This is a genomic window from Labrys neptuniae, assembly GCF_040797145.1.
Classification (GTDB): Bacteria; Pseudomonadota; Alphaproteobacteria; order Rhizobiales; family Labraceae; genus Labrys; species Labrys neptuniae.
Map to the genome: position 1 here is coordinate 246,702 of NZ_JBFNQD010000002.1, position 23,593 is coordinate 270,294.

General features: G+C 65.9%; 22 protein-coding genes. 11 read left to right on the forward strand and 11 right to left on the reverse strand.

The genetic code is table 11. The annotated features are described in order from the left end of the window. Window positions 1–64 precede the first annotated feature (64 nt). The 6 genes from olsB to ABXS05_RS08505 all read right to left on the reverse strand — a co-directional run bounded on the left by olsB (window position 65) and on the right by ABXS05_RS08505 (window position 4,984). A complete protein-coding gene (olsB, locus tag ABXS05_RS08480; RefSeq protein ID WP_415082047.1) occupies window positions 65–988 on the reverse strand; it encodes a l-ornithine N(alpha)-acyltransferase in 924 nt (307 codons plus the stop codon). A 124-nt stretch (window positions 989–1,112) separates the two neighbouring features. Continuing rightward, window positions 1,113–1,757: a Pr6Pr family membrane protein gene (locus ABXS05_RS08485; protein ID WP_367623585.1), complete on the reverse strand. Its 645-nt coding sequence runs from the start codon at window positions 1,755–1,757 to the stop codon at window positions 1,113–1,115. A 67-nt stretch (window positions 1,758–1,824) separates the two neighbouring features. Next, window positions 1,825–2,478 (reverse strand): Pr6Pr family membrane protein, encoded by a 654-nt coding sequence (locus ABXS05_RS08490; RefSeq protein ID WP_367623586.1) that lies wholly within the window; start codon window positions 2,476–2,478, stop codon window positions 1,825–1,827. Window positions 2,479–2,611: 133 nt separating this feature from the next. Then, window positions 2,612–2,950 (reverse strand): hypothetical protein, encoded by a 339-nt coding sequence (locus ABXS05_RS08495; RefSeq protein WP_068283622.1) that lies wholly within the window; start codon window positions 2,948–2,950, stop codon window positions 2,612–2,614. Window positions 2,951–3,025: 75 nt separating this feature from the next. Then, window positions 3,026–3,283, reverse strand: coding sequence for a hypothetical protein (locus ABXS05_RS08500; RefSeq protein ID WP_367623587.1), 258 nt, complete (start codon window positions 3,281–3,283; stop codon window positions 3,026–3,028). A 162-nt stretch (window positions 3,284–3,445) separates the two neighbouring features. Then, window positions 3,446–4,984: a YifB family Mg chelatase-like AAA ATPase gene (locus ABXS05_RS08505; protein WP_367623588.1), complete on the reverse strand. Its 1,539-nt coding sequence runs from the start codon at window positions 4,982–4,984 to the stop codon at window positions 3,446–3,448. Between the two features lie 142 nt (window positions 4,985–5,126). Here ABXS05_RS08505 and ABXS05_RS08510 point away from each other — a divergent pair, with 142 nt between their 5' ends. Then, on the forward strand, window positions 5,127–6,050 hold the full coding sequence (locus ABXS05_RS08510) for a DMT family transporter (protein ID WP_367623589.1): 924 nt from the start codon (window positions 5,127–5,129) through the stop codon (window positions 6,048–6,050). Window positions 6,051–6,249: 199 nt separating this feature from the next. Continuing rightward, entirely contained in the window at window positions 6,250–7,464 is a 1,215-nt protein-coding gene (locus ABXS05_RS08515) for a lipase family protein (RefSeq protein WP_367623590.1), read from the forward strand. A gap of 153 nt (window positions 7,465–7,617) precedes the next feature. Here the strand turns inward: ABXS05_RS08515 and ABXS05_RS08520 are convergent, their stop codons facing one another. After that, window positions 7,618–8,004, reverse strand: a complete 387-nt coding sequence (locus ABXS05_RS08520) for an NUDIX hydrolase (protein WP_367623591.1) — start codon at window positions 8,002–8,004, stop codon at window positions 7,618–7,620. A gap of 253 nt (window positions 8,005–8,257) precedes the next feature. On the opposite strand from ABXS05_RS08520, the gene ABXS05_RS08525 reads away from it, so the two are divergent. Together ABXS05_RS08525 and ABXS05_RS08530 are read left to right on the forward strand one after the other, a co-directional pair. Further along, the gene (locus ABXS05_RS08525; protein ID WP_367623592.1) at window positions 8,258–8,497 is read left to right on the forward strand and encodes a hypothetical protein; all 240 of its coding nucleotides are present in this window, start codon (window positions 8,258–8,260) and stop codon (window positions 8,495–8,497) included. A 136-nt stretch (window positions 8,498–8,633) separates the two neighbouring features. Then, entirely contained in the window at window positions 8,634–9,113 is a 480-nt protein-coding gene (locus tag ABXS05_RS08530) for a GNAT family N-acetyltransferase (RefSeq protein ID WP_311934139.1), read from the forward strand. A 189-nt stretch (window positions 9,114–9,302) separates the two neighbouring features. Here the strand turns inward: ABXS05_RS08530 and ABXS05_RS08535 are convergent, their stop codons facing one another. After that, complete coding sequence (locus ABXS05_RS08535; RefSeq protein ID WP_367623593.1) at window positions 9,303–10,475, reverse strand: citrate synthase; 1,173 nt, start codon at window positions 10,473–10,475, stop codon at window positions 9,303–9,305. Between the two features lie 103 nt (window positions 10,476–10,578). On the opposite strand from ABXS05_RS08535, the gene ABXS05_RS08540 reads away from it, so the two are divergent. Continuing rightward, the gene (locus ABXS05_RS08540; RefSeq protein WP_367623594.1) at window positions 10,579–11,670 is read left to right on the forward strand and encodes a citrate synthase/methylcitrate synthase; all 1,092 of its coding nucleotides are present in this window, start codon (window positions 10,579–10,581) and stop codon (window positions 11,668–11,670) included. Between the two features lie 55 nt (window positions 11,671–11,725). Here ABXS05_RS08540 and ABXS05_RS08545 read toward each other — a convergent pair whose 3' ends face one another. Then, window positions 11,726–13,000, reverse strand: a complete 1,275-nt coding sequence (locus tag ABXS05_RS08545) for an MFS transporter (protein WP_367623595.1) — start codon at window positions 12,998–13,000, stop codon at window positions 11,726–11,728. A 179-nt stretch (window positions 13,001–13,179) separates the two neighbouring features. Here ABXS05_RS08545 and ABXS05_RS08550 point away from each other — a divergent pair, with 179 nt between their 5' ends. From ABXS05_RS08550 to ABXS05_RS08560, 3 genes are all read left to right on the forward strand, one after another. Continuing rightward, entirely contained in the window at window positions 13,180–14,175 is a 996-nt protein-coding gene (locus tag ABXS05_RS08550) for an AraC family transcriptional regulator (RefSeq protein ID WP_376717623.1), read from the forward strand. A 399-nt stretch (window positions 14,176–14,574) separates the two neighbouring features. Continuing rightward, complete coding sequence (locus ABXS05_RS08555; RefSeq protein ID WP_068283653.1) at window positions 14,575–16,026, forward strand: biotin carboxylase; 1,452 nt, start codon at window positions 14,575–14,577, stop codon at window positions 16,024–16,026. Between the two features lie 186 nt (window positions 16,027–16,212). Beyond that, complete coding sequence (locus tag ABXS05_RS08560; protein ID WP_367623596.1) at window positions 16,213–17,190, forward strand: C45 family autoproteolytic acyltransferase/hydrolase; 978 nt, start codon at window positions 16,213–16,215, stop codon at window positions 17,188–17,190. A 153-nt stretch (window positions 17,191–17,343) separates the two neighbouring features. On the opposite strand, the gene ABXS05_RS08565 is transcribed toward ABXS05_RS08560, so the two are convergent. Next, window positions 17,344–18,138, reverse strand: a complete 795-nt coding sequence (locus ABXS05_RS08565) for a restriction endonuclease (RefSeq protein ID WP_367623597.1) — start codon at window positions 18,136–18,138, stop codon at window positions 17,344–17,346. Window positions 18,139–18,218: 80 nt separating this feature from the next. On the opposite strand from ABXS05_RS08565, the gene ABXS05_RS08570 reads away from it, so the two are divergent. Next, window positions 18,219–18,440: a SlyX family protein gene (locus tag ABXS05_RS08570; RefSeq protein WP_068283664.1), complete on the forward strand. Its 222-nt coding sequence runs from the start codon at window positions 18,219–18,221 to the stop codon at window positions 18,438–18,440. A 14-nt stretch (window positions 18,441–18,454) separates the two neighbouring features. Continuing rightward, window positions 18,455–18,781 (forward strand): hypothetical protein, encoded by a 327-nt coding sequence (locus tag ABXS05_RS08575; RefSeq protein WP_311934147.1) that lies wholly within the window; start codon window positions 18,455–18,457, stop codon window positions 18,779–18,781. A 90-nt stretch (window positions 18,782–18,871) separates the two neighbouring features. On the opposite strand, the gene ABXS05_RS08580 is transcribed toward ABXS05_RS08575, so the two are convergent. Continuing rightward, window positions 18,872–22,177, reverse strand: coding sequence for a GH36-type glycosyl hydrolase domain-containing protein (locus ABXS05_RS08580; protein WP_367623598.1), 3,306 nt, complete (start codon window positions 22,175–22,177; stop codon window positions 18,872–18,874). 510 nt (window positions 22,178–22,687) lie between these two features. Between ABXS05_RS08580 and ABXS05_RS08585 the strand changes: the two genes are divergently transcribed. Continuing rightward, a complete protein-coding gene (locus tag ABXS05_RS08585) occupies window positions 22,688–23,575 on the forward strand; it encodes a bifunctional 5,10-methylenetetrahydrofolate dehydrogenase/5,10-methenyltetrahydrofolate cyclohydrolase (protein ID WP_367623599.1) in 888 nt (295 codons plus the stop codon). The last annotated feature ends 18 nt before the right edge of the window (window positions 23,576–23,593 follow it).

Sequence of the window (23,593 nt, forward strand, 5' to 3'; positions counted from 1 at the left end):
CTTCGGACCGGCATTGACCCCCTACGGTCGTCTTGGACATGCCGGTCTGAAGACCGGCACACCGCTACGCCGCGTGCCGCTCCGCGGCGGCGCCGAAATGGTCGACATAGCGGGCGCTGATCTTCTCGACCGGCAGGACCACCAGCACGTCGGTAGTGCCGAACTGGTGGTCGACCACTGCGCCGTCGCCGAAGGTGGCGCCGAGGCGCAGATAGCCCTTGATCAGCGGCGGCAGGGCATGCAGCGCTCGCTTGACGTCGATGCCTTCCTTGGCGATGCGGTTCATCGAGACATAGCGCTCCGGCACGGCCTTGACGCGCCATTCGCCCTCGGCGGCAGCATGGTGGTGCAGGAAGGCGAGCGGCAGGGCAAGGCGGCTTGGGTCGGTGCCCTCCAGGCTGGCGCAGCCCAGCATCACGTCGATCTTGTGATGCAGCACATAGGTCCAGATCCCGTGCCAGAGCAATTCCACCGTGCGCTTGTTGCGATAGGCCGGCAGCACGCAGGAGCGGCCGAGCTCGAGGAAGCGGCGGCCGGGATGGGCGGCTATCAGCGGCTCGATGGCATATTCGCCGGCCGAATAGAAGCCGCCATGGCGCTCGGCCACGTCCTGGCGCAGCAGGCGATAGGTGCCGACCACGCGGCCGCCCGGCTTGCCCAGCTTGGTGGGAGCATCATGGTCGATCACCAGCAGATGATCGCAGAGCGTATCGTAATCGTCGCGGTCACGCCTGGAGATCAGGGACAGCGCGTCGGGAATGGCCGCCATCTCCTCGTAGAACACTTGATAGCGCAGCTTCTGCGCCTTCTTCACGTCCCTTGCGGTCTCAGCCAACCGCACTTCCAGGGAGCCGATGCGTCCGAGAGTCATCGGCAGACCGATATTCTCGATGCGACGCTGGCGCAAGGCGGGCTTCAGCCGGCGGCGCGGCGCCAAGGGCACGATGCCGGCCGGCAGCCTGCTGCCCCAGCCGCGCGGATTGATCATTGCAAACAAGCCTTTCGGCGTCGTCGTCGGCATCTTCAGCCCCTGCCCGAATCCCCATCGGAGCAGCATCATCACAGTTTTCGCACGGATTTGTGACAACAAGCCGCAGTATCGCGCTACCTGATCAGGCAGGCTCTTTCGGCGCCATGGCTTGGTCGATCGCCACCACGATCAGGCCGAGGGCAAGGAAGCCCGCCAGGATGACGAGGCCGTTGGCGAGGGCGCCGCCATAGCCGAGGACCGTGACGTCGGCGAAAGGGTAGAGATAGCGGCCGGTCAGGGCGCCGTAGAGCAGCGAATAGGCGACATAGAGCAGGGGGTAGAGCATCCATGCCAGCGGGTCGCGCCAGCTCAATCGTCCCTTCGGCACGAAGAGGAGCCAGTAGAGCACATACAAGACCGGAACGACGCGATGCAGCACGGTGTCGACGGCAAGCGTCAGGCCGCTCATCGGGCGCAGCCCGGTGAGAAGGGCGGCGAAGATCACGCCGACCACGAAGATATAGATGGCCACGGCTGCCCGGGTTCCCGGCCGGGTCAGCAAGCCGTCGCGTTCTCCCAGAAGGGCGCTGGCCCCGGACACGATCGCCACCAGCGTGTTGGTGAGCACGGTGAAGTAGCTGAAGACGAGGATGACGCCCTCGAGCGCGCTGCCGCCCCGCGCCTGCACGGCCTCGATGCCCAGCAGCACCTGCAGCAGCACGGCGGCGCCCGCGATGAGCGCGATCATCGCTGCGAAGAGGCGCCCGAGCCCTGGATTGCCTGTCACGACGTACCTCGCCGTGGCTGCGATCGGCAGCTTAGCAATGGATCCGTCATCATGATACCGTCAAACGTCATTGCCGGGCCCGGATGGCGGAGCCGGCGAGTGCGCGATCGAGTGCTACCAGCGCGAGGCCGAGGCCGTAGAAGGCCAGAAGGATGAGGGCGGCATTGGCGAGGGCGCGGGGATAACCGAGCACCGGCACGTTGGAGAACGGGTAGAGATAACGCCCCGTCAGCGCACCATAGATCAGCGAATAGACGACATAGAGCGCCGGAAAGGCGAGCCAGGCCAGCGGATCGCGCCAGGCCAACCGGCCCTTTGGCACGAAGATGAGCCAATAGAGCGTGAAGAGCACCGGCACCACTCGGTGCAGGGCGATGTCGACGGGAACGGCGAGGCCCGTCAACTGCCGCAACCCGGCGAGAAGCACGGCATAGATCACGCCGACGATGACGATGTAGACGGTGACGGCCGCCCGGGTCGAGGGCCGGGTCAGGAATCCATCGGCCTCTCCGCGCAGGGCGCAGGCGGTGGCGACGATGGCCAGGATCACATTGGCCTGCAGTGTGAAATAGCTGAACACGGTGACGAGGCCGTCGAGCGCCGTCCGACCCTGTGCCATCACGAAGGACGTTACGATCCAGGCACGCAGAACGACGGCGAGCCAGGCCGTGACGGCGATCAGCGCCGCAAAAAGGCGTCCGGCTGCCTGGCTGCCCGTCATGAATCACCTCGATCGCTGCTGCGGCTGGCAACCCAGTCTAAAGCATCGAGCCGAAAAGTGGACGCCGGTTTCGCGAGAACGATGCGGCCACAATAACTTACGGCCTCGGCCGAGGCTGGCAAACCCGCAGCGGTCAATAGGGATCGCTGCGTTCGAGGATCTCCTGGCCCATCAGCACGCAGTCGCCCGGGATCTGGGCGTAGATCAGGCGCATGCGATACTCGCCCTTGTAGATCGAGCCCTCGACCTCGATCACATCGAAACGCCCCTTGCCGACCAGGGCGCCGACGGTACCGATCGCCTTGACGCTATCGGCATCGACGCGGGCGCGGTCGTCATTGTCGGAATGGAAAGCCAGCAGCTTGGTGGCCTGCTTCACCGCGGCATCGGCGCAGCGGGGGCGGGGAGCGGCCAGGGAAGCGGTGGTGCCGGCGAGCAAGGCAAGGGAGGCGAGAAGGACGGGAATGCGCATGACATGTCTCGGGTGAACATCGGCTGGGTGGTGTCTGCAGATAGCGGCTTGGCGGCCGCGTCGCCAGCGTGCCGATCAATCCACCCGGCTGCTGACATCCACGATCTCCTGGCCCAGCATGGTGCAGCGGCCCTGCGCATAAAGAATACGCACGCGATACCGCGCGCGATTGACGAAGCCGACCACCTCGATCACATCGAGGCGGTCACCGATCTCGGGGCGCTTGATCGGTGGCAGCACGCGGATCGGCAGTTCGCTCAAAAGAGCGTAATCGAGCGAAGTCCCGTAGTTGAAGGCGATCAAGGCTTTTGCCCTGCGTCCGGCATCTTCCATGCAGGGATGCTCCGCCGCCATCGCCAGGCCTGACGAGAAAGCTGGCGAGAAAGAAAGGGCAGCAGCGAAAAGCAAAAGGGAGGAGCGCAAGAGGATCACCTTTGAAGGAGTGGCGGATGCCATCGATAATCCGTCATTCTGCCGATGATGGTGCGCTTTCGCTCACGCCAGCACCGTCGCCCTGTCCGTCCGCGCCCGGTAGCTCAGCGCCTCGGCGATGTGGATCCGGCCGACATCGGCCTCGCCGTCGAGATCGGCCAGGGTGCGCGAAACGCGCAGCACGCGGTGGAAACCGCGGGCGGACAGACGCATGGCCTCCGAGGCGTCGCGCAACAGCTTGGTGGCGGCCGCATCGGGGCGGGCGACCTCCTCGACCACATTGACCGGCACGCCGGCATTGGTGGAGCCATCGGGCAGGCCGAGCGTGCGGTAGCGCCGGGCGGCGCGGTCGCGGGCCTCGGCCACCCGGGTCGCCACCTCGGCCGACCCCTCTGCCGGCGGCGGCAGGATGAGATCGGCGGCGGAGACGGCGGGCACCTCGACGACGATGTCGATGCGGTCGAGCAGCGGGCCGGAGATGCGGGCCTGGTAGTCGGCGGCGCAGCGCTCCACCGGCCCACGCCGGCAGGCGAAGCCGGGATCGTTGGCCTTGCCGCAGCGGCACGGGTTCATCGCCGCGACGAGCTGGATCCGCGCGGGATAGGCGACGCGGGCATTGGCCCTGGCGATCACGGCCTCGCCCGATTCCAGCGGTTGGCGCAGGGCATCGAGGGTCTGCGGCGCGAATTCCGGCATCTCGTCGAGGAAGAGCACGCCGTGATGGGAGAGCGAGACTTCGCCCGGCCGGGCATGGATGCCGCCACCGATCAGCGCCGCCATCGAGGCTGAATGATGGGGCGCGCGGAAGGGGCGCCGGCTGGTGAGTTCGCCGCCGGCGAGCTGGCCGGCCACTGAATGGATCATCGAGATTTCCAGGAGCTCGGCCGGCACCAGGGGCGGCAGGATCGAGGGCAGCCTTGCCGCCAGCATCGACTTGCCAGAACCCGCCGGACCGATCATCAGGAGATTATGCGCGCCGGCTGCCGCCACCTCCAAGGCGCGCTTGGCTGTCTCCTGGCCCTTGATGTCCCTGAGATCGGGCAGGGTGGCCGGCGCCGCGGCGATGCGCGGCTGCGGGCGGGAGAGCAGCTGCGTGCCCTTGAAATGATTGACCAGCTGGATCAGGGAGCGCGGGGCGAGAATGTCCATCTCGGGGCCGGCCCAGGCCGCTTCCGGACCGCAGGCGGCCGGGCAGATCAGGCCGAGCCCGCGGCCATTGGCGGCGACGGCCGATGGCAGCACGCCGGCGACCTTGGTGATGGTGCCGTCGAGGCCGAGCTCGCCCAGCACGCAGTAGCCCTCCAGCGCATCATGCGGAATGGCGCCGATGGCGGCCATCACCCCGAGCGCGATGGGCAGGTCGAAATGCGAGCCTTCCTTGGGCAGATCGGCCGGGGCGAGATTGACGGTGATGCGCTTGGCCGGCAGGGCCAGGCCGGCGGCGGTCAGGGCGGCGCGCACCCTTTCGCGCGCTTCCGACACCGCCTTGTCGGGCAGGCCGACGATGGTGAACACCACCGAACCGGTCATGATCTGGACCTGCACGTCGACCTGGCGCGCTTCCACGCCCTCGAATGCCACCGTCGCGACGCGCGATACCATCTCGTTTCCCCGTCAGCCTGCCCGACGATAGCGAGGAAGCGCGGCATCGCCAAGCAAAATGAGAACAAAACGTGACTATCGGTGCTCGACAGTTCGGTGAGCACCGAAACATTCGGCTACGGTTCCAGCTAGGCAGGAGGGCATGAACAGCCTCGATGAGAACGGGAACGCGATGGCCGGCATGGCGAACATGGCAAACCAACCGGTGTTGCTTCTGGCGCTTTCTGCCCTTTGGGGAGCGTCCTACGCCTTTATCAAGGTCGGCGTCGAAACCATTCCACCGGTCACGCTGATCGCCGCCAGGACCCTGATTGCAGGAGCCATTCTCGTCGCCGTCCTCCGGCTGCGCGGGCTGGGATTGCCGGCGGATCGGCGGATATGGGAGCGCTTCGCTCTTCAGGCCTGCCTCAACAGCGTCGTGCCTTTCACCCTGATCGCCTGGGCCGAACAGACGACCGATGCGGGCCTTGCGACGATCCTGAATTCCACCTCGCCGATCTTCGCCTTCCTGCTGACGGCGGCGCTCACCCGCCACGAAGCCGTCACCGGCCGCAAGCTGTTCGGCGTTGCGGCAGGGCTGATCGGAACCTGCCTGATCGTCGGCGTGGAGGCGCTCGGCGGCTTCGGGCATGAAATGGGCGCGCAGCTCGCCATCGTCGCCGCCACGCTCTGCTATGCCGGCGCCGCGATCTTCAGCAAGTCCTTCAGGGGGCTCGATCCGATGATACCGGCCGCCGGCTCGCTGGTCTCTGGCGCGATGGTCCTGGTGCCGGCCAGTCTCATCGTCGATCGCCCCTGGACCTTGGCTCCCAGTGCCACTTCCGTGCTGGCTCTCCTTGCGCTTTCTGTTTTCTCGACGGCTGTGGCTTTCGTGATCTATTTCCGGCTCGTGCAAACGCTCGGTTCCGTCGGCACGACCGCACAGGCTTATCTTCGGGTGCCGATCGGTGTTGCGATCGGCGTCCTGTTTCTTGGAGAAACGTTATCCTCGACGGCTTGGGCGGGCCTGGCCTGTGTGGTCGTCGGTGTCGTCGCCATGACGATGCCAGCCCGAAAGCTCGGATGATAAGCCTCGCCTTGGCTCTTCAAGCCCATGCGATTCGAGGAATGGTGAGTCTGTCTCTCATAACCTTTCGGTTATGTCTGGCGGCCAACATACTATTTGTAGCGATTTCCGCCCTCTGCGACATTCCCCCAAGCTCTGCATCCTCTGCCGCCAAACAGGCCATGAGGAAAAACAAAAGAGACAGATTGGGGAGGCGCGCATGAAATTGTCATATGCCCTTGCGGTTATCGGAGCCTTGCTGTTGTCGGCCCTGGCGGCCGGCCCGCTCGCGGCAGCTCCGACTTCCTCGATGGAACCCAGGACCGGTCCCCAGGGGGCAGCCTTCTGGGACGACGTGCCCACCGAGGTGCCGGCCGGCGCCAAGCGCGGTGACATCTATTGGGTGCAGCAACGTTTCGACGCTCCAAAGGGCGCCAAGGCCTGGAACGTCGTCTATGTGACGGAAGGGGCCGACGGCAAGCTTACCTATGTGTCCGGCGAGATCTACCTGCCCGCCGCCTCCAGGAAGCAGCCTGGGCACCTCGTGCTCTGGAACCACGAAACGGCCGGCATGCAGGATAGCTGCGCGCCCTCCCGGCGCAGCCTCGTCGACAAATGGGGCATTCGCATCCCCGCCCTGGAGCAGATGCTGGACAAGGGCTTCGTGGTCGTCGCCAGCGACTACCAGGGGCTGGGCACGCCCGGCTCCACGGCCTATCTCAACGGCGCTGCCCAGGCCAAGGCCTCCCTGGACGCGGTGCGCCTTGCCCAGACGTTTCCCGGCGCGGATGCCGGGCCGCGCTTCGTCGAATATGGCTGGTCGCAAGGCGGGCAGACATCGCTCTGGCTTGCCCATCTCCAGCAGGCCTACGCCCCCGAGCTCGAATTGCTCGGCGCGGGCGAAATCGCCCCGGCTTCCCGGCACTGGGATCTGACCGAATACGACCTGACCACGACAGCCACGGGTGGCTATTATATCTCCCGCATGGTCGGCCTGCGGGTCGGCCATCCCGAACTCGCGCTGCGGGATGTGCTGTCGACCGACGGACTGGAAATGCTCGAACATCTGAGCGCGGGCTGCTGGGCGATCGCGGAGAAGACGGAGGGGAAGCCGACCACGCTCTTCGCCAATCGCGATGGCCTGCAGCCGGGCAAGCCCTGGCGCCAATGGCTGGAAGCGAACGATGCCTTCCTGCCGGTCAGGAACGTGCCGTTCGTCTTCTTCCAGGGGGACAAGGACATTGCCGTACCCGTCGAGCTCAACCGCAAGGTTGCCCGGGATCTTTGCCAGCAGGGCGTGACAGTCGACTACCGCGAGAGCAAGGGCCTCGACCACGAAAACATCGTGCCCGTCGCTGTCGCGGCCCTTCCCGACTGGTTCGCCGATCGCTTCAAGGGCGTTCCGGCACAAAGTGCCTGCGCCGGGATACCATGAGGCCGGTACGCGGAATGCCGCCCCTGGCCGTCCCCTATCTGCTCGAAAACCAGGAGATCGCAGACCGGGCTCATCGAGTGAGTCGACAGCACTGGCTCGCCTGCCGATCTCTTGCGCTGAACCGGTGTCCCCGATGGCGACGCGCGAAACGCTTCAGCGTTTCATTCCCTGCAACAACGAGGACAGTCCCGGCTCCTCGACGACGAGGGCCGCATCGGCCGGCAGGACCCAGCGTACCTGGCGCTGGCCGATCTCCTTCCAGGTCGGCAAGGTCGCATTCACATGCAGAGGGTAGACGCAGACCTCGACAAGATCGAAGTGCTCAGCCTGGCGTTTCCAATAGATGAAGCTGCCGCAGGGTTTTTCGCCTACGGTCCCGACCAGCCCGGCCTCCTGCTCTGCCTCGATTCGTGCGGCTTCCCAATCGTTGCGCCCCTTCATCGGCCATCCTTTCGGGATCGACCAACGGCTGGTCTCGCGCGTGGTGATCAAGCACACTTCCAGGCGTCCGTCCCGTTCGCGCACGGGAAGGGCACCCACTTGATGCCGCATATCAGGCTGGCGTTTCTTTTTGTCCTTCTTGGTCATTGTCCTGACACTATAGCGCAAAAGAGCACATATTATGTCAGATATTCGACCTTGATTGTTGTTTTGGCAACATGTGACGATCAAAAAGCAATCTGCCGGTCACAATGCCCAAATGGTGCGGTTTTCGCTCTGTACGAAAGCCGCAGCGCGATGCCGCAAGGTACTGGCCATCTTTCCCGGCGGCCTGCAGAAGGAGGATCTGCCAATGGATCCCAAGGAGGAATGGCTCCGCTATAGCGGCTGGGACGCCAGCGAGCAGGACCGTCGGCTGCGCGACGGGATCGCCTCGCTTTTCGACCTGGAGAAGCCCACGCCGAGGCAGCAGCAGCTGTTGCATATGGCGAGCTTGCGGCTGACGCTGCAGGACCTGCCGTCCGCCGCCTATCCAGGGCAGGAAGCCGAGCTTCGTGCCCTGGCGGAGATCGAGTTCCAGGACCAGGCTTGATCGGCCCGTCCCGGCCCTCTGCCATTCGGCCGGGACCGGCCGCAGTTGGACACATCGGGGCGACTGCCTTTGCCGAACAGGATCGGCCGGATAGGGTGCGGCGAGGAGCCTCGATTCGACCGAAAGCGAGCTATTTATGTCCATGAATATCCGGATCGCCCTGTCGGAGGATGCCGGTTCGATGGCCCGACTCATCAACGAGATCATCGCGATCGGTGGAACCACGGCGCATCGCCGGCCCTTCGACGAGCACCGCATCCGCGCCGAATTCATCGCCGTCCTGCGTGGAATCTGCTGCTTCGTGGCGGTGGAGAATAGGCAGATCCTGGGTTTCCAGGCTCTCGAATGGTGCGATCCGGACTGGCCCGGCGAGGATCGGCTGCCGGCGGACTGGGCGGTCATCGCGACCTATGTGGCGCCGGCGGCGCATGGCAGGGGCATCGGCCGTGCCTTGTTCCGGGAGACGGCGGGAGCCGCCAAGGCGGCGGGCGTGCGCTTCATCGACGCCACCATCCGCAAGGAGAACGGAGGCGGCCAGGCCTTTTACGCCGGCATTGGCTTTGTCGACTATCGCATTGGGGCCGAAAGCATTTCAAAGCGTTTTGCGCCCAGCTGACGCCTGGCATCGCTACCCGGCTAGAGCGTTTTCCAGAAAAGTTGATAGACTTTTCGATTAAGAAAACGCGTTAGAACAAAAGGTTAGAGAGAAAGTGCGATTCAACGAAATCGCACTTTCTCTAGACGGCGCTGATGCTTGCGGAACAGGGGACGCCTGCTGTCGCAAAAGCCGGTTTGCCGGCGAGGGTCAGGCGGTTTCCACCGCCGCCGCCATGTTCAGCGGCGGTCCATCATAGTGGGCGCGGGGGCGGATCAGGCTGCCCCGGGCCGTCTGCTCGAGCATATGGGCGATCCAGCCGACAGAGCGAGCCAAAGCGAAGAGCGTGAAGGGCGCACTCGCCGGCAGGCCATGGCGGTCGGCCAGGGCCGCGAGGGCGAAATCGACATTCGGCGGCTCGTCGCTATGTTCTGCCACGGCTTCGCGGATGCCCTCATAGATCTCGCTGCATGAGAAGCAGGCCAGCAGGGCGGTCGCCCGGGGATCCCCGTCGGGATACAGCGGATGACCGAAGGCGGGCAGGCGATGGCCGCGGGAGAGCCAGTCATGCACGGCGCGACGGGCGCCGATGCGACGGGCGGTCTCGGCCAGGGCCTGCACGCTCACCGCGGCCGTGCCATGCAGCGGGCCGGCGAGCGTGCCCAGCCCCGCCAGCAGGCCGGCGGCCAGCGGCGCGCCCGTCGATGCTGCCGTGCGGGCAGCGAAGGTCGAGGCGTTCAGCTCGTGATCGGCCAGCAAGACCAGGGCGCGCCGGATGAGATCGGCGGCATCGGGCGCCTGCCAGGCCAGTGCCGCCTGTTGGTGTAACGGCAAGGTACCATCGGAACCGCCGCCGAGCATGGCGGCTGCCATGGTGCCGACCAGCCCCGCCGCTTCCCGGCAGAGCACGGCATGGGAGCGCCCGCCCGTAGGGAAGTCGTGGCTGGCCCGCCGCGCCAAAGCGAGCAGAGCGGCTTCGAAGGGATTGGTCGGGATCGGCGTGCCCTTGACGGTCGGCGGGAAGGCGAGGTCGACCTTGCCGACCTGCCAGAGCAGCCGCGCGATCTCCTCGAGGCCTGCCTGCTCCGACAGGCGGACGGTGTCTTCGCCGCGATACCACAGGCGGCCATCGGCGATGGTGGAAAGGCCGGAGGCCAGTACGGGCTCGCCGAAGGAGATGGTTTGCGCGGCGACATCGGCCACACTGCGCCGCCCGGCATGGCGCCCTGCCAGCCTCTTGACGTCCTCGCCATGATAGAGGCTGCGTCGTACGTCCTGCGGATGCGGCCTGGTCCGGATCCTGCCGCGGCTGACATTGGCGTAGAGCGTCTGCGGCTGGACCTTGAGCAGGGCGAGGGCTTCTTCGGAAGTGATCCAGGGCATCGGTGCAACCGGACGGATATGTTGACGATTTCAATCAAGATTGACGTCAATGCTAAAGCGTCAGCATGCTTGCCGCAATACGGGTTTCATTGAGGAGATTGCGATGAACAATGGATTGGACGATGTCATTGCCACCGAGACCGTGATGTCGGATGTGGACGGCCTCGCCGGCCGGCTCGTCATTCGCGGCCATTCGCTCGACGATCTGGCCGGCCATGTCGGTTATGAGGAACTGGTCGGCATCCTGCTCGACGGCTTCTTCGAGGATCTGCCCGGCCCGAAGGAATTGGCGCCTCGCCTTGGCATGGCTCGCCGAGAAGTCTTCGAGATGCTGGTCTCCGAAGGCCTGCCGGGTGCAAATCTGCCGGCCACCGAAGCCCTGCGCGCTGCCATGGCCCGGCTTGCGGACGGCGAGGATCTTGCCCTGGCGCTTCGGCTGATCGCCGCGCCGGCGGTGCTCACCCCGGCCATCATCCGGCAGCGGCGGGGCGAGGCGGCGGTCGCACCGGACCCGAAGGCCGGTCATGCCGCCGACATGTTGCGCATGCTGCATGGGGCCGTGCCACGGCTGGAGGCTGCCGCCGCCCTCGATACCTATCTGGTCACGGTCAGCGACCACGGCCTCAATGCCTCGACCTTCACCGCCCGGGTGGTCGCCTCCACGCAGGCCGGCCTGACCTCCGCGGTGCTGGCGGCGCTGAGCGCGCTGAAGGGGCCGCTGCATGGCGGGGCGCCGGGCCCGGTCCTCGACATGCTCGACGGCATTGCCGCCGCGCAGACGGCCGAGGCCTGGCTGGAAGCGGCGCTCGATCGGGGCGACAGGTTGATGGGCTTCGGCCATCGCGTCTACCGCGTGCGCGACCCCAGGGCCGAGGCCCTCAAGCGGGCCGTCACGGCGTTGTTCGGTCCGGGCAGGAACGACACGGGCCGCCTCGCTCTGGCCGAGCATGTGGAAGCGGCGGCGACCAGCATTCTCGCCCGCCGCAAGCCGGACGGCTCGCTGCAGATCAATGTCGAGTTCTACACGGCCTTGCTGCTCGAAGCCCTCGGCTTCCCGCGCGAGAGCTTCACCAGCGTCTTTGCCGCCGGGCGGGTGGTGGGCTGGGTCGGCCATGCCCGCGAGCAGGTGCTTTATGGCCGGCTGATCCGGCCGCAGTCCCGCTATGTCGGCCCGCGGCCGGACCAGGCCGCCTGAAACGCACGAAAGCGGGCTCCGGCGACGGAGCCCGCTTTCGAAGCTTTGCTTGACTTCAGGCTGTCGCCGTCGCCAGGCGTGAGCGTACGCCCGCCAGGATGAGCAGGACGGCCAGCAGGAGAACCAGGCCTGCCGCGACGAACACGCCGCTCGCGCCGCTGACGTCGAAGATCGTGCCGCCGCCGGCGGCGCCGAGAGCGATGGCGAGCTGGATCACCGCCACGATCAACGCCGTGCCGCTTTCGGTTTCGTCCGGCACGGCGCGGGTGATCCAGGCCGTCCAGGCCACCGGCACGGCGCCGAAGGCGAGGCCCCACAGGGCGATCAGCACGGTATCCGCCGCCGGTGCGCTACCAAGCCCGGCGAGCATCAGGCCGAGCACGCCCATCGCCAGCGGCATCGCGGCCAGGGTCAGCCGGAGGCTGCGCTCCAGCAGGAAGCCGCCGAGGAAGGTGCCGAGGAAATTGGCAATGCCGAAGCCGAGCAGGATGGCCGACATCGTGCTGATGCCGACCCCCGTCACCGTTTCCAGGAAGGGCCGGATATAGGTGAAGAAGGCGAAATGGCCGGTGAACACCAGGGTGACCGCGATCATGCCGAGGCCGATCTGCGGCCGCATCAGCACTTCCCACAGCGTCCTCAGCCGGGCATGCCCGCGCGGCTCCAGGCGCGGCAGGGTGGTGAACTGCACCACCAGAGCGAGGGCGCCGAGGCCGGCCGCCATCAGGAAGACGGCGCGCCAGCCGGCGATGTCGCCGACATAGCTGCCGACGGGAGCGGCGAAGACGGTCGCGGCCGAGACGCCGCTGAACAGGATCGACAGGGCGCGCGGCACCAGCGCCTCCGGCACCAGGCGCATCACCGTGGCGGCGGACATGGTCCAGAAGCCGCCGAGGGCGATCCCGAGCAGCACCCGTCCAGCGATCAGGGCCGGCAGGCTCGAAGCGGAGGCGACCAGCAGGTTGGAGGCGATCAGCAGGATCGAAAAGGCCAGCAGGACGATGCGGCGGTCGAGGCGCCGGGTCGCCGTCGCCACGAGCAGGCTGGTGATCAGGGCCACCGTGGCGGTTGCGGTGACGGCCTGCCCGGCCACCCCTTCGGTGACGCCGAGATCGCGCGCCATCGGCGTCAGCAGGCTGGCGGGCAGGAATTCCGCCGTGACCAGGCCGAAGACGCCGAGCATCATGGAGACCACGGCACCCCACAGGGCGTTCTGCGATCCTGGTGCTGACGTCGCGGGTGCGGCGGGATCATCCCTGAAAGCCCGATTCGGGCCGCGATCCGGTTCGATCGCGTCAAGCGTCGAGGCGCTCTGCAACGCTTCGCTCATCTGTCATGTCCTGTCGAAGTGACCTGGAGCAAAACGCGTTCAGGCGGAACGCGTTTTGCTCCAACGGGTTGGGTTGGCGCGTTTTTGCAATTCTAGGTGTCCCGCCAAATCGAAAAACGCTATTGCGTTGCAGCAACATAGGGTGGACATCTCGGACGATCCATGTCACTAAATCCGAAATGCTTTACCATTCGTCCGGACTTGAGCGCGTGCGTCGTGACAACCCGCCGGCTGACCTGATGAGCGAACTGCTCCTCGGGATGCGGCTGAATGGCGTGCAATATCGGCGCCTGCATGCTGCACCCCCTTTCGGCGTGCATTTCGGCACGGTCGAAGGACGGGCCCAGTTCCATTTCGTCGCCTGCGGCACGGTCTATCTGCGCATGGCCGGCGGGGCGGTACACGCTCTCGGGCCCGGCGATGCCGTGCTGCTGCCACGCGGCGGGGAACACTGTCTCGTTTCCGCACCGGACCTGCCGAGCCAGGATGTCGGCGCCTATGAGGCGGTCCCGCTCTGCAAGAGCGTCAGCGCCGTGTCGGCCTGCGCCGAGGAGACCTGCCCGAGCCAGCATGCGCATGTCTTCAGCGGCTGCATGGAGTTCGATCTCGGCGGCATGCATCCGCTGGTCGCCCAGATGCCGGAGGTGATGCTGGTCGGCACGCTCCTGGAGCGCCAGCCGGAAATCGAGCCGATGTTGCGGGCGATGGAACGCGAGGTGCTGACGGAGCGGGTCGGCTCGGCGGGCATCCTGGCGCGGCTGGCCGATGTGGTATCGGCTTCCATCGTGCGCGGCTGGGTGGAGTGCGGCTGCGGGGAGACGGCTGGCTGGCTGGACGCGCTGCGTGACCCACGTCTGAGCCGCGCCATCGGCGCCATGCATCGTGACCCCGGCCGGGACTGGACGGTGGCGGAACTGGCCCAGGAAATGGGAGCCTCGCGTTCGGTCTTTGCCGAGCGCTTCCTGGCGGTGACCGGCCAGACGCCTCTGCGCTATGTCACCGAGCTGCGCATGCGCCTGGCGGCCGAATGGATCGGACGCGACCATATGTCGATCGATACCGCCGCCCAGCGTCTCGGCTATGCCTCGCAGGCTGCCTTCAGCCGCGCCTTCAAGCGCGTGACAGGCAGGCCGCCGGGGGCGTTGCGCGCGGAAGGGCCTCTCGCGCGGGCGTAAGCGCAGGCAGCCGCGCAGAGAGGCGCGACCAGCCTTCCCCGGCTTCGTCGTGATATATCAGCGAGGCCCGGGAGCATCGCTTCCGTGCATCCGTTCGGCCCGGTTGCCGGCCTGCTGGAAGTGTGTCAGAAATTTGGCACAGAGGACGTCGCCCCACAGAAGGGAGCCTCATGCCGGCTGATGAGCCTGTTGTCGCCTGGTTGAACCGTCGCAAGCACGTTGCGGCCGTTTGGAGTGTGGCAAGGGCGCCTGAGACAAACGCTCATTTTACGTCTCGCCGGTTTTCCTTCGCCGATATCGCATGGGACGATGGTGCGCTCTTCGAGCCCCGCGCTTCGCCTCTTCGGCCCTACAGGCCCTCCAACAACGGCAAACCCTGCAGAGAATGGGATCCCCACCATGAGTGGACGTGAGAAGCTGCGCAGCCTCAGCGACATCTATCGTTTCCTGCGCATGAACGAGACGCCGATCTATGTCGTCACGCCGACGCCCTTCAACCTGCTCGGGCTCGACGAGTGGGTGGGCGGCCTGGAGTTCATCAATTACTTCGACATTTTCGACGGCAGGCATCCGCGGGTTTTCGTGCCGCCGCGCACCGGGCCGGTCGAGTTCAAGTCGATGGAGGATGTCGCCAATTACCTGGTGGCCCATCCCGCCTTTCGGGCCCGCATCCGCAAGAAGCCGCGCGGCAAGGCCATTTTCGTGATGTTCGACGAGGAGACCGAGGAGCTCTGCGCCGAGGCCGGCGTCGATGTCGCCCTGCCCAAGGCCGCCTTGCGCACCAGGCTCGATTCCAAGATCGAGACGACGCGGCTTGGCAACGAGGCGGGGGTAGCCAGCGCGCCCAACACCATGGGTCTCGCCTCGACCTATCAGGAACTGGAGGCGCTCGCCGCCTCGGCCGGGCTCGGCAGTGACCTGGTGGTGCAGACGCCCTATGGCGACAGCGGGCGCACCACCTTCTTCGTCAAGAGCCAGGCCGACTGGGACAAATACGCGGCCAAGATCATCGGCCAGGACCTGAAGGTGATGAAGCGCATCAATCACCTTCCCGGCACCATCGAGGGCTGCTGCACCCGCCACGGCACGCTGGTCGGCCCTGTCATGACCGATATCACCGGCTTTGCCGAGATCACGCCCTATAAGGGCGGCTGGTGCGGCAATGACGTCTCGCCCACCATCCTGCCGGGCGATGCGCCCGACCGGGTGCGCGAAATGGCGCGCAAGCTCGGCGACCGCCTCTACGAGGAAGGCTATCGCGGCGTGTTCTGCTGTGACTTCCTGCTCGATACCGATACGCACGAGGTCTATCTGGGCGAACTCAATCCGCGGGTCTCCGGCGCCTCGCCGCCGACCAATCTGATCACCACCATCTATGGCGGCTGCCCGCTGTTCCTGTTCCACCTTCTCGAATTCCTCGATGTCGACTACGACCTCGACATCGAGGCGGTGCAGAGCCGCTGGAAGGAATATGACCACTGGACCCAGCTCATCCTCAAGCAGACCGAGGACAAGGTGGAAATGCTGACGCGCGTGCCGCAATCGGGCATCTGGCGCATGAACGATCGCGGTGAGATCGCCTATCAGCGCTCTGCCCTCGACCTGACCAGTGTCGGTGACGAGAACGAGGCCTTCTACATGCGCGTGTACGGCGTGGGAGAATATTGCTACCATGGCGCCGACATGGGCTGCCTGCTGGCGCGAGGCCGGATGCAATCGGACAGCCGCGAACTGCTGGCGCGTGCCAAGAAATGGAACGCCGGCATCAAGGCGCAATTCGAATCGGTACCGCTCTCGGCGATGACGGCTATCGTGCCGCCGGTCGACATGGCTTCGGCCAAATGGATCTGACCGCAAGAAGCGTCGGAACCTCGACCTTTGTCATCACCGGGCTTGTCCCGGTGATCCAGGGCTTCGATCTTGAAGGGGAGCGGTATCTGGATGCCCGGGGCAAGCCCAGGCATGACAAAATCCGAGCTATTTTTTTAACCTCACCGCGAGTTTCGAATGAGGCTCTGAAGGCATGAGTGGAAAGACATGAACGTAGGCTTCCGCAGTTTGCGGGAACAGGAGCCCGGCCCGGCCTGGAAGGCGGTGTTCCAGGCCGGTTGGCCCGGCTGGCGGCAGTGGTTTCTGGAACGGGGCGGTGCGCAGGCGCCGAGCCTCGTTGATGCTACACGCGCCGTGCGGCGCTTCATGCCGGAGATGGAGGGGCTGTGGTCCGGACTGATCGCCGCGGTGCCCTCGGATGAGGACCTCGCCCGCTTCCTGAGCTTCTGGACGCCGCCGCGCTACCTGGTCAATTGCAGCCAGGCCGTGCTGGTCGATGAGCTCGGCCCCATCCTGGTGCGCAACTACGACCTGGCGCCGGAACTGAACGAGGGAACGCTGCTGCGCTCGCGCTGGCGCAACCGGGACGTCATCGGCATGGTGGACGGCCTTTCCGGCCTTGCCGACGGCATGAACGATGCCGGCCTCGTCGTCTCGCTCACCTTTGGCGGGCGCGCGGTGGCCGGTCGGGGCTTCGGCGCACCCATGATCGTGCGCTACCTCCTGGAGGTCTGTTCCGACACCTATCAGGCCGTGGAGGCGCTACGCTCGGTTCCCTGCCACATGGCCTACAACGTGACGGTGCTCGACCGCCAGGGCCGCTCCGAAACGGTCTATCTCTCGCCCGACCGGCCGGCGATCGTCTCCGGCAAGGCTTTCACCACCAATCACCAGCTCGGCGTGGAATGGCCGAGACATGGCCGCCTCTCGCGCACCGTCCAGCGGGCGGAAGCCCTCGAACAGCTCCTGGCGGATCCCACGCTCGACGGAAATGGGCTGGCGGCAGCCTTCCTGACCCCGCCCTTGCTGGCGACCAGCTACGCGCAGGGCTTCGGTACGGTCTACACGGCCTGCTACCGCCCGGCCGCCGGCGCCGTCACCCTGCTCTGGCCCGGCCAGGCCGCAAGGCACTGGACCTTCCAGGACTACGGCCAGATCGAGTTCCAGGTCAGCTATCCGGATTGAGGTGCCACAAGCCTTCTCCCCTTGCGGGAGAAGGTGCCCGAAGGGCGGATGAGGGGAGATACGCAACGATGGAGGGTGTTCGCCGTCACCCCTCATCCGTCATTGCATTCGCAATGCCACCTTCTCCCACAAGGGGAGAAGGTTTGTCGCGCCTCACCTCCCCGGCTGCAGCATCGTCTCCAGGTCGGGCAGTTCGCTGTGATGGACGAGGAGCACGCCGAGCTTGCGGGCGAGCTGCTCGGCCGAGTTGGTGAAATCCCGGTTGGAGACCACCACGGCGTAATCGGCGTCGACATAGCCGGCGGCGGCATGGGCCTCCTGCACCGCCTTGTTGCCGACCGGATTGCCGAAATAGAGTTTGCATTGCAGGGCGACGGTCATGTCGTGGCGCTGCGCCAGGATGTCGATGCCCTGATCGCCCGACTGCCCCGTCACCTCCGCTTCCCAGCCGGCCTTGCGCAGGAGATCGGCGCACAGATGCTCGTAGTCCTGCGGCGAGATCTCCTCCATCGCCTCCGGGATGCGGGCATCGGGTTGGGCCGAGGCCCATTTGCTCACCATGCGGGTGGCCAGGGCGTCGAAACGGGCGATGTCCTTCTCATCGAGCGAGAGCTTGGTCGAATCGCGAAAGCGCACCAGCTCGTCATGCCATTTGTCGAATTCCTCGGCACCATAGGCGTTGACCCGCACGAGCTGGCGATAGCGCTTGGTCAGGGCCTGGTCGTGCCGGCGGATCAGGCGACGCCATTCCGGGCTGTCGCCGCCGACAGGCAGGAAGCCGAGCCGCGTCAGCAGCCAGATCAGCACGAGGGTGGCAAGGGCCAGGCCGGCGGCCAGGCCCGTCAGGCGGTCGAGACGCGCCAGATTCATCGCGACGATGAAGACGATCGCGAATTTGGTCAGGTTGACCCACGTCGACGCGCGAAATATGCCGAATCCCCGAAACATGGGCTGGTTCTAGCGCAAAGTTCTTGCCAAGAGGTTGGATGGGGCCGGTAATGAACGGCAAAACGGATATGGGAATGGCCATGACCGAGATCGAAACGCTCAGCGCCCGCATCGACGCGCTGGAGACACGTGTGGCCTTCCAGGACGAGACCATCGAGGATCTCAACCAGGCCATCATTGCGCAATGGAAGCAGATCGAGGCGCTGAACCGCCTGCTCGTCCAGCTCCAGGATCGCGTCGAGATCGGCGAGCAACGGGCCGATCTCGCCGGGTTGCCCGAACCGCCGCCGCCGCACTATTGAGGATCGAGACAATCATGCCGGAACCGACCGTGACCGAAGATCCGCAATCCTCCGCCCCGATATCGCTTGCTCAAGCGGCCCGCCTTCTGGGCGTGGAAGCCAAGCCGCTCGCCAATGTCGCGCGCCAGCACGGCTTCTTCACCGCCATGGGCCGGGAAGTCTTCTTCACGCAGGAGCAGCTCAAGCAGGTGAAGGCGCTGCTGAAGGACAAGGCACGGGCGGAGAAGAAGGCCGATTCGCGCAAGCGCAAGCCAGTCTCGACTTTTGGCGTGCATGAGAGCTCCGAATTGCGCAAGCAGCGCCGTCGCACCAAGAAACGCCAGGCCAAGAAGGAAGAGTAGGGTCCCTGGGACCGCCGGCTTCCAGCCGGCTCTTCCTCTCCTGCAAACGCTCTGTTTCCAAGAGCCGGCTGGAAGCCGGCGATCCCAGGATCATCCCAGATTCGACTGGCTGCCCTCCAGTGCCGCCACGGTCAGCGGGTTCTCTTCCCTCACGCCGAAACGCCGGCGCTTGCCCAGCACCTGCTCGACGATGGCGCGGGTATAGAGGCCCGGGCCGCTCGAATAGATGCGCCAGCCGCCGTCGACATCGACGGTCCCGGCCCTGACCCGGCCCCATTCGGCGCTGGCGAGGTAGCGGTCGGGGAAGGCGGCGTCGGAGGAGGAGAAATAGGTGTTGCGCTGGCGCAGCGAGGCATTGGGCAGGCGCTGCGTCACCGCGATCGGGTTGATCAAGGCCAGGCCATCCCAGACCTTCTTCGCCTCGCCATGCTTGGCCAGGGCCTCGCAATAGCGCAGATGGGCGTGCACATACATCAGGCCGATCTCTCGCCCGAAGAAGGACGAGGATTCGGCGCGGCGGAACAGTTTTTCCGGGCCGCCATTGTAGACGACGGGCCGATCCATCAGATGGGCGCCGTCGGGCAGCAACAGATGTTCCTCGATCAGCTTGAGGTGGTGGCGGGCTTGGGTCTGCGTGAACAGGCCGCCGATGATGGGCTGCGTCATCGAGATCAGCGAATAGGACAGGCCCGTCCTGGTGTCGCTGGGATGCAGCAGCAGTTCGACGCCGCCCTGCTTCGCATCGACCGGGGCTGTATCGGTCTCGCCGGGAGCCGCCTCCGCCGCACCGAAGATCTCGGGATCGAACAGGCCATAGCCGGCCACCACGCCGTCGCGGATCAGGTGCTGGTTGAAATCGCCGCGCATGCGGGCGGCGAGGTCGGAAAGCTCGGTGCTGCGGGCCGTCTCGCCGCGGCGCTTGAGGATGGCAGAATAGCGCACGATCTGCTCGTAGAGCAGCGCCACCGTCCAGCTCGACACCATCCAGTCGCGCAGATGGGGATCGGCGGGCTGGAGCGAATCGTTCCAGTCGCCCTCGCCATAGCGCACCAGGTGCGTGCCGGGGATGAAGCTCGCCGTAACCGTCTCCAGAAGCTTGTCGACATGGGCAGCGAGCGTCGACCGCGTAGCGGTCGCTGCATTCTTGTCGTCGCGCCAGGGCGCCTGCGCCTCCAGCACGGCGAGGTCGCCGGTGGCCTCGACATAGTCGCACAGCGCCTTCAGCGGCCAGACGATGACGTCGCCATGGCTGTCGCCGGCCCGGATATAGGGATAGGGGTCGAGCATGAACCATTGCGGCCAGTCCCCCCGGCTCTGCGACTGTTCGCCGAAGAGGGTGAGGAGAATGTGGCGCACCTCGGCATCGTGCTCGAGGGCGAGCATCAGCTCGATCGGGCCCTGGCAGACGTCGCGGGTGCCCCAGGCGGCGCCGGTATATTGCTCCAGGCCGTGCGGCACGGTGAGATGCATCATGGCGTCATGGGCGAGCCAGGGCAGCATCAGATCCTGGGCCTCGACATCGGGGCCGCTGCCTTTCAGACGCAGATCGCGGGTGAGCAGGCTCCAGAATTGGCGCGCCGGGGCGAGCAGGCTCTCGGCATCCGGGCCGGCGGCAAAGCGCGCAGCCAGCTGTTCTCCCTCGGCGGTCGATGTCATCGAGCCGGTGACGGCGAAGACGAGTTCGTTGGTGGCGTGGGAGCGCAGGGCGACATAGGCGCCGTCGCGCGCCTTGCCGTCGACATAGAGGAGCTCGTCACCGCCCACGGTCTCGACCGCGGATGGCGTAGAGGTGACGAGGTGATAGGCCGCTTGCCTGTAAGTCTGCCCCCACAGCCAGTCCGAGCCGGGCGACAGGCTGATGCGCTTGTCCCTGGCATCGACGCTGATGGTGCCGGTCTGCTCATAGTCGCGCTCGCCCATCACCACATGGCCGAACACCAGGAAGCGGCAGGGCGCGCCCTCGACCGCGATGCGCCATTGCATGGCGGGTGCGTCGCCGGCGGCAATGGCTTGCACGGTCACGGTGCGCCCGGGCAGGCGATAGATCCATTTGGTGTCGTTGAGCCCGATGTCGAAGGCGCTCGGCACGGCGAGCAGTTTCCAGCCCTCGCCATCGTCCATCAGGATGCGCAGGCCGCTGCCGCGCGTGATGTTGTAGGGATCGCGCGAGACCGAGAACAGCTTGTGGAAGGAGGTGTTGCCGATGGTGAGCTGCGCCCCGAACACGCCATGCATCCAGGCGGTGGAGCACAGGGTTGCGTCGTCGAGCCGCATGCTGGTGCCGCTGCGCAGGAGGGCGCCATGGCGGCGCGGCACCTGGGCTTCCTTGGCAGCGAGCACGACATGCCGGTTCTGCTCGCCCTCCGGCACGAAGAAGGACAGCAATGTGCCGTTCTGGACTTCCTCCGCCAGGCGCTCGGGGTAGCGGGCCGCGACGTCTCCGGCTTCGAGCGGGAGCACGGCCAGCGGGGCGGCGTCCTGCACGAGGCTGCGGGCGGGCTCGGTTGGCGAGGGGGCATCCGTGCCGACTTCCCCGACCCTGTCAGCCGCGGCGACGGCCGCCGGCAGGTCGGCCGGGCCGGAAGCGGCGCGATGATCGGGCGTGAACGACGCGAAGAAGGTGATATCGGCCTTCGCACCCTGCCCGACACTGACGGGATTGGACTGCAGGGCGATGCAACCGACCTCGTGCTGGCGGCGCTGCGAAGGCAGGTCGGTGCCGAAGGCGGCGGCGAACGCGCCGGTGACGCGGTAATCCGGCCCCAGGACCTGGATCGCGTCGGTGGCGAAGGCCTTCGCGCCGCTGACGCAGCCCTGCACCAGCCAGGGGAATTTGCCGCCCTGCGACAGGTTCTGCCGGCTCATCAGCACCGGGCCGAGGGTTTCGTGATGCTCGACATGGTGGTCGAGATATTGCGAGACATAGGCCTCGCTGTTCATCAGGAAGCCGCGGCTGCCGAGGCCGACATCCTGGATGAGGACGAGGTCGCAGGGCTGGGCCGGCCCCGAGCCCGACAGTTCGACCTGCCAGAACCAGAGCGCCTCGCTGGGATGGAGTGCGAGCCTTACCCGATAGGCGATGCCGCCGGCCTCGCTTTGCCAGACCGCGCTGGAGCCAGACGCCGCGAACCGGCCCTTGGCACCGGGGCCGACCAGTTCCCGGACGAAGGGATTTGTGCCGCCGGCGCGCAGATAGAGCCGGCCGATGCCGCCATGGATGGGCGATCCCAGCACCTGGTTGAGCGTGACCCGGTCCTTGCCGTCGTCATGCTCGATGGCGAAGACCGTGCCATTCTCCACGAAGGAGACGCTGAGGCCGCCGCTGTTTCGAATGGTCCTGAGCTGGAGGTCCTTTTCGCGCGGGATCGAAAATTGGCGCGTGCTGCCATCCGCCATGGCCTGTCTCCTCAAGCTGGCCGGCCGATGCAGACACCTGCGAATCGCAGCGCCATCGGTCGACCTTGTCAGGACGCTACTCGGGAGGCAAAAGCGGGTCCTGTCAACGATTCCAGAGTGACACATTCCAACTACACAGGGTGCACGCTCGGGGCCGGGAACGCGACGCTGGTCACCCCTTCGCCCCGTTCTTACGGGGAGAAGGTAAGGATGAGGGGCAGCTCGACCTCGTAAATTGAAGGCATTGCGTAGCCCCTCACCTCTATCCTCTCCCCGTAAACGGGGCGAGGGGGCGCAAGTGTTGAGCCTTTTCGGCGTCCGGTCATCTCGCCCAACCCCTATCCTCCCGCCTGGACGTCCCGTCCGCATCTTGCCCCCGAGCTGGCCGCGCATCTGAGGGAAAAACAAGACAGAACAGGACGAGATAGGCTTGTTGCACAAGACGTGGCTGCGCTATAATTTATTCTGAAGAAAGAAATTCCACTGTCCGTAAACCATCGAAAGCTCGCCATGACCGAATTGATCGACGGCAACGTCCATGCGGCCAATGTCCGCGCCCGCACCAAGGTACGCGCGGAGGCCTTTGCCGCCGCCCATGGCCGCAAGCCGCGCCTCGACGTGGTAATCGTCGGCAACAATCCGGCGAGCCGGGCCTATGTGAACACCAAGGCCAAGATGGCGCATGAGACGGCGATCGACGGCCGCCTGATCGAGTTGCCCGAGACCATCTCCAAGGAAGAGCTGCTCGGCGTGATCGCGGACCTCAATGCCGATGCCGGCGTCGACGGCATCCTGGTGCAGCTGCCGCTGCCCGACCATCTCGACGGCCAGATGATGATCGATGCCATCCATCCGGCCAAGGATGTCGATGGCTTCCATCCGATGAATGTCGGCAAGCTCTTCACCGCGTCCAGGATCGATCCGGAAGCGATGCTGATCCCCTGCACCCCGCTCGGCTCGCTGCTGATGCTGCTCGATACCGTGGGCAAGGAAGGGCTTTCCGGCAAGAAGGCCGTGGTCGTCGGCCGCTCCAACATCGTCGGCAAGCCGATGGGCGCGCTCCTGCTCGCCTATGACTGCACGGTGACGACAGCCCATTCGCGCACCAAGGACCTGCCCGCCGTCTGCCGCGAGGCCGATATCCTGGTCGCCGCTGTTGGCCGGCCCGAGATGGTCAAGGGCGACTGGATCAAGGATGGCGCTGTGGTCATCGATGTCGGCATCAACCGCGTGCCCACCGAGGATGGCAAGGGCCGCATCGTCGGCGACGTCGCCACCAAGGAAGCCATGGGCAAGGCCTCCCACATCACCCCGGTTCCCGGCGGCGTCGGCAAGATGACCGTCGCCTGCCTGCTGCACAACACCATCGTGGCCGCGGAAGCGCGGGTGAAGGGGTAAGCGCCAAAAACCTTCTCC

What these genes read in the sequence shown, in the direction of transcription:
- ABXS05_RS08570 (WP_068283664.1), top strand. Translation starts at nt 18,219, where the DNA reads ATGACCGAGATCGAAACGCTCAGCGCCCGCATCGACGCGCTGGAGACA.
- ABXS05_RS08535 (WP_367623593.1), bottom strand. Translation starts at nt 10,475, where the DNA reads ATGCCCTGGATCACTTCCGAAGAAGCCCTCGCCCTGCTCAAGGTCCAG.
- ABXS05_RS08525 (WP_367623592.1), top strand. Translation starts at nt 8,258, where the DNA reads ATGGATCCCAAGGAGGAATGGCTCCGCTATAGCGGCTGGGACGCCAGC.
- olsB (WP_415082047.1), bottom strand. Translation starts at nt 988, where the DNA reads ATGATCAATCCGCGCGGCTGGGGCAGCAGGCTGCCGGCCGGCATCGTG.
- ABXS05_RS08515 (WP_367623590.1), top strand. Translation starts at nt 6,250, where the DNA reads ATGAAATTGTCATATGCCCTTGCGGTTATCGGAGCCTTGCTGTTGTCG.
- ABXS05_RS08510 (WP_367623589.1), top strand. Translation starts at nt 5,127, where the DNA reads ATGAACAGCCTCGATGAGAACGGGAACGCGATGGCCGGCATGGCGAAC.
- ABXS05_RS08530 (WP_311934139.1), top strand. Translation starts at nt 8,634, where the DNA reads ATGTCCATGAATATCCGGATCGCCCTGTCGGAGGATGCCGGTTCGATG.
- ABXS05_RS08540 (WP_367623594.1), top strand. Translation starts at nt 10,579, where the DNA reads ATGAACAATGGATTGGACGATGTCATTGCCACCGAGACCGTGATGTCG.
- ABXS05_RS08490 (WP_367623586.1), bottom strand. Translation starts at nt 2,478, where the DNA reads ATGACGGGCAGCCAGGCAGCCGGACGCCTTTTTGCGGCGCTGATCGCC.
- ABXS05_RS08505 (WP_367623588.1), bottom strand. Translation starts at nt 4,984, where the DNA reads ATGGTATCGCGCGTCGCGACGGTGGCATTCGAGGGCGTGGAAGCGCGC.
- ABXS05_RS08565 (WP_367623597.1), bottom strand. Translation starts at nt 18,138, where the DNA reads ATGTTTCGGGGATTCGGCATATTTCGCGCGTCGACGTGGGTCAACCTG.
- ABXS05_RS08545 (WP_367623595.1), bottom strand. Translation starts at nt 13,000, where the DNA reads ATGAGCGAAGCGTTGCAGAGCGCCTCGACGCTTGACGCGATCGAACCG.
- ABXS05_RS08550 (WP_376717623.1), top strand. Translation starts at nt 13,180, where the DNA reads ATGCTTTACCATTCGTCCGGACTTGAGCGCGTGCGTCGTGACAACCCG.
- ABXS05_RS08575 (WP_311934147.1), top strand. Translation starts at nt 18,455, where the DNA reads ATGCCGGAACCGACCGTGACCGAAGATCCGCAATCCTCCGCCCCGATA.
- ABXS05_RS08495 (WP_068283622.1), bottom strand. Translation starts at nt 2,950, where the DNA reads ATGCGCATTCCCGTCCTTCTCGCCTCCCTTGCCTTGCTCGCCGGCACC.
- ABXS05_RS08555 (WP_068283653.1), top strand. Translation starts at nt 14,575, where the DNA reads ATGAGTGGACGTGAGAAGCTGCGCAGCCTCAGCGACATCTATCGTTTC.
- ABXS05_RS08500 (WP_367623587.1), bottom strand. Translation starts at nt 3,283, where the DNA reads ATGGAAGATGCCGGACGCAGGGCAAAAGCCTTGATCGCCTTCAACTAC.
- ABXS05_RS08560 (WP_367623596.1), top strand. Translation starts at nt 16,213, where the DNA reads ATGAACGTAGGCTTCCGCAGTTTGCGGGAACAGGAGCCCGGCCCGGCC.
- ABXS05_RS08585 (WP_367623599.1), top strand. Translation starts at nt 22,688, where the DNA reads ATGACCGAATTGATCGACGGCAACGTCCATGCGGCCAATGTCCGCGCC.
- ABXS05_RS08580 (WP_367623598.1), bottom strand. Translation starts at nt 22,177, where the DNA reads ATGGCGGATGGCAGCACGCGCCAATTTTCGATCCCGCGCGAAAAGGAC.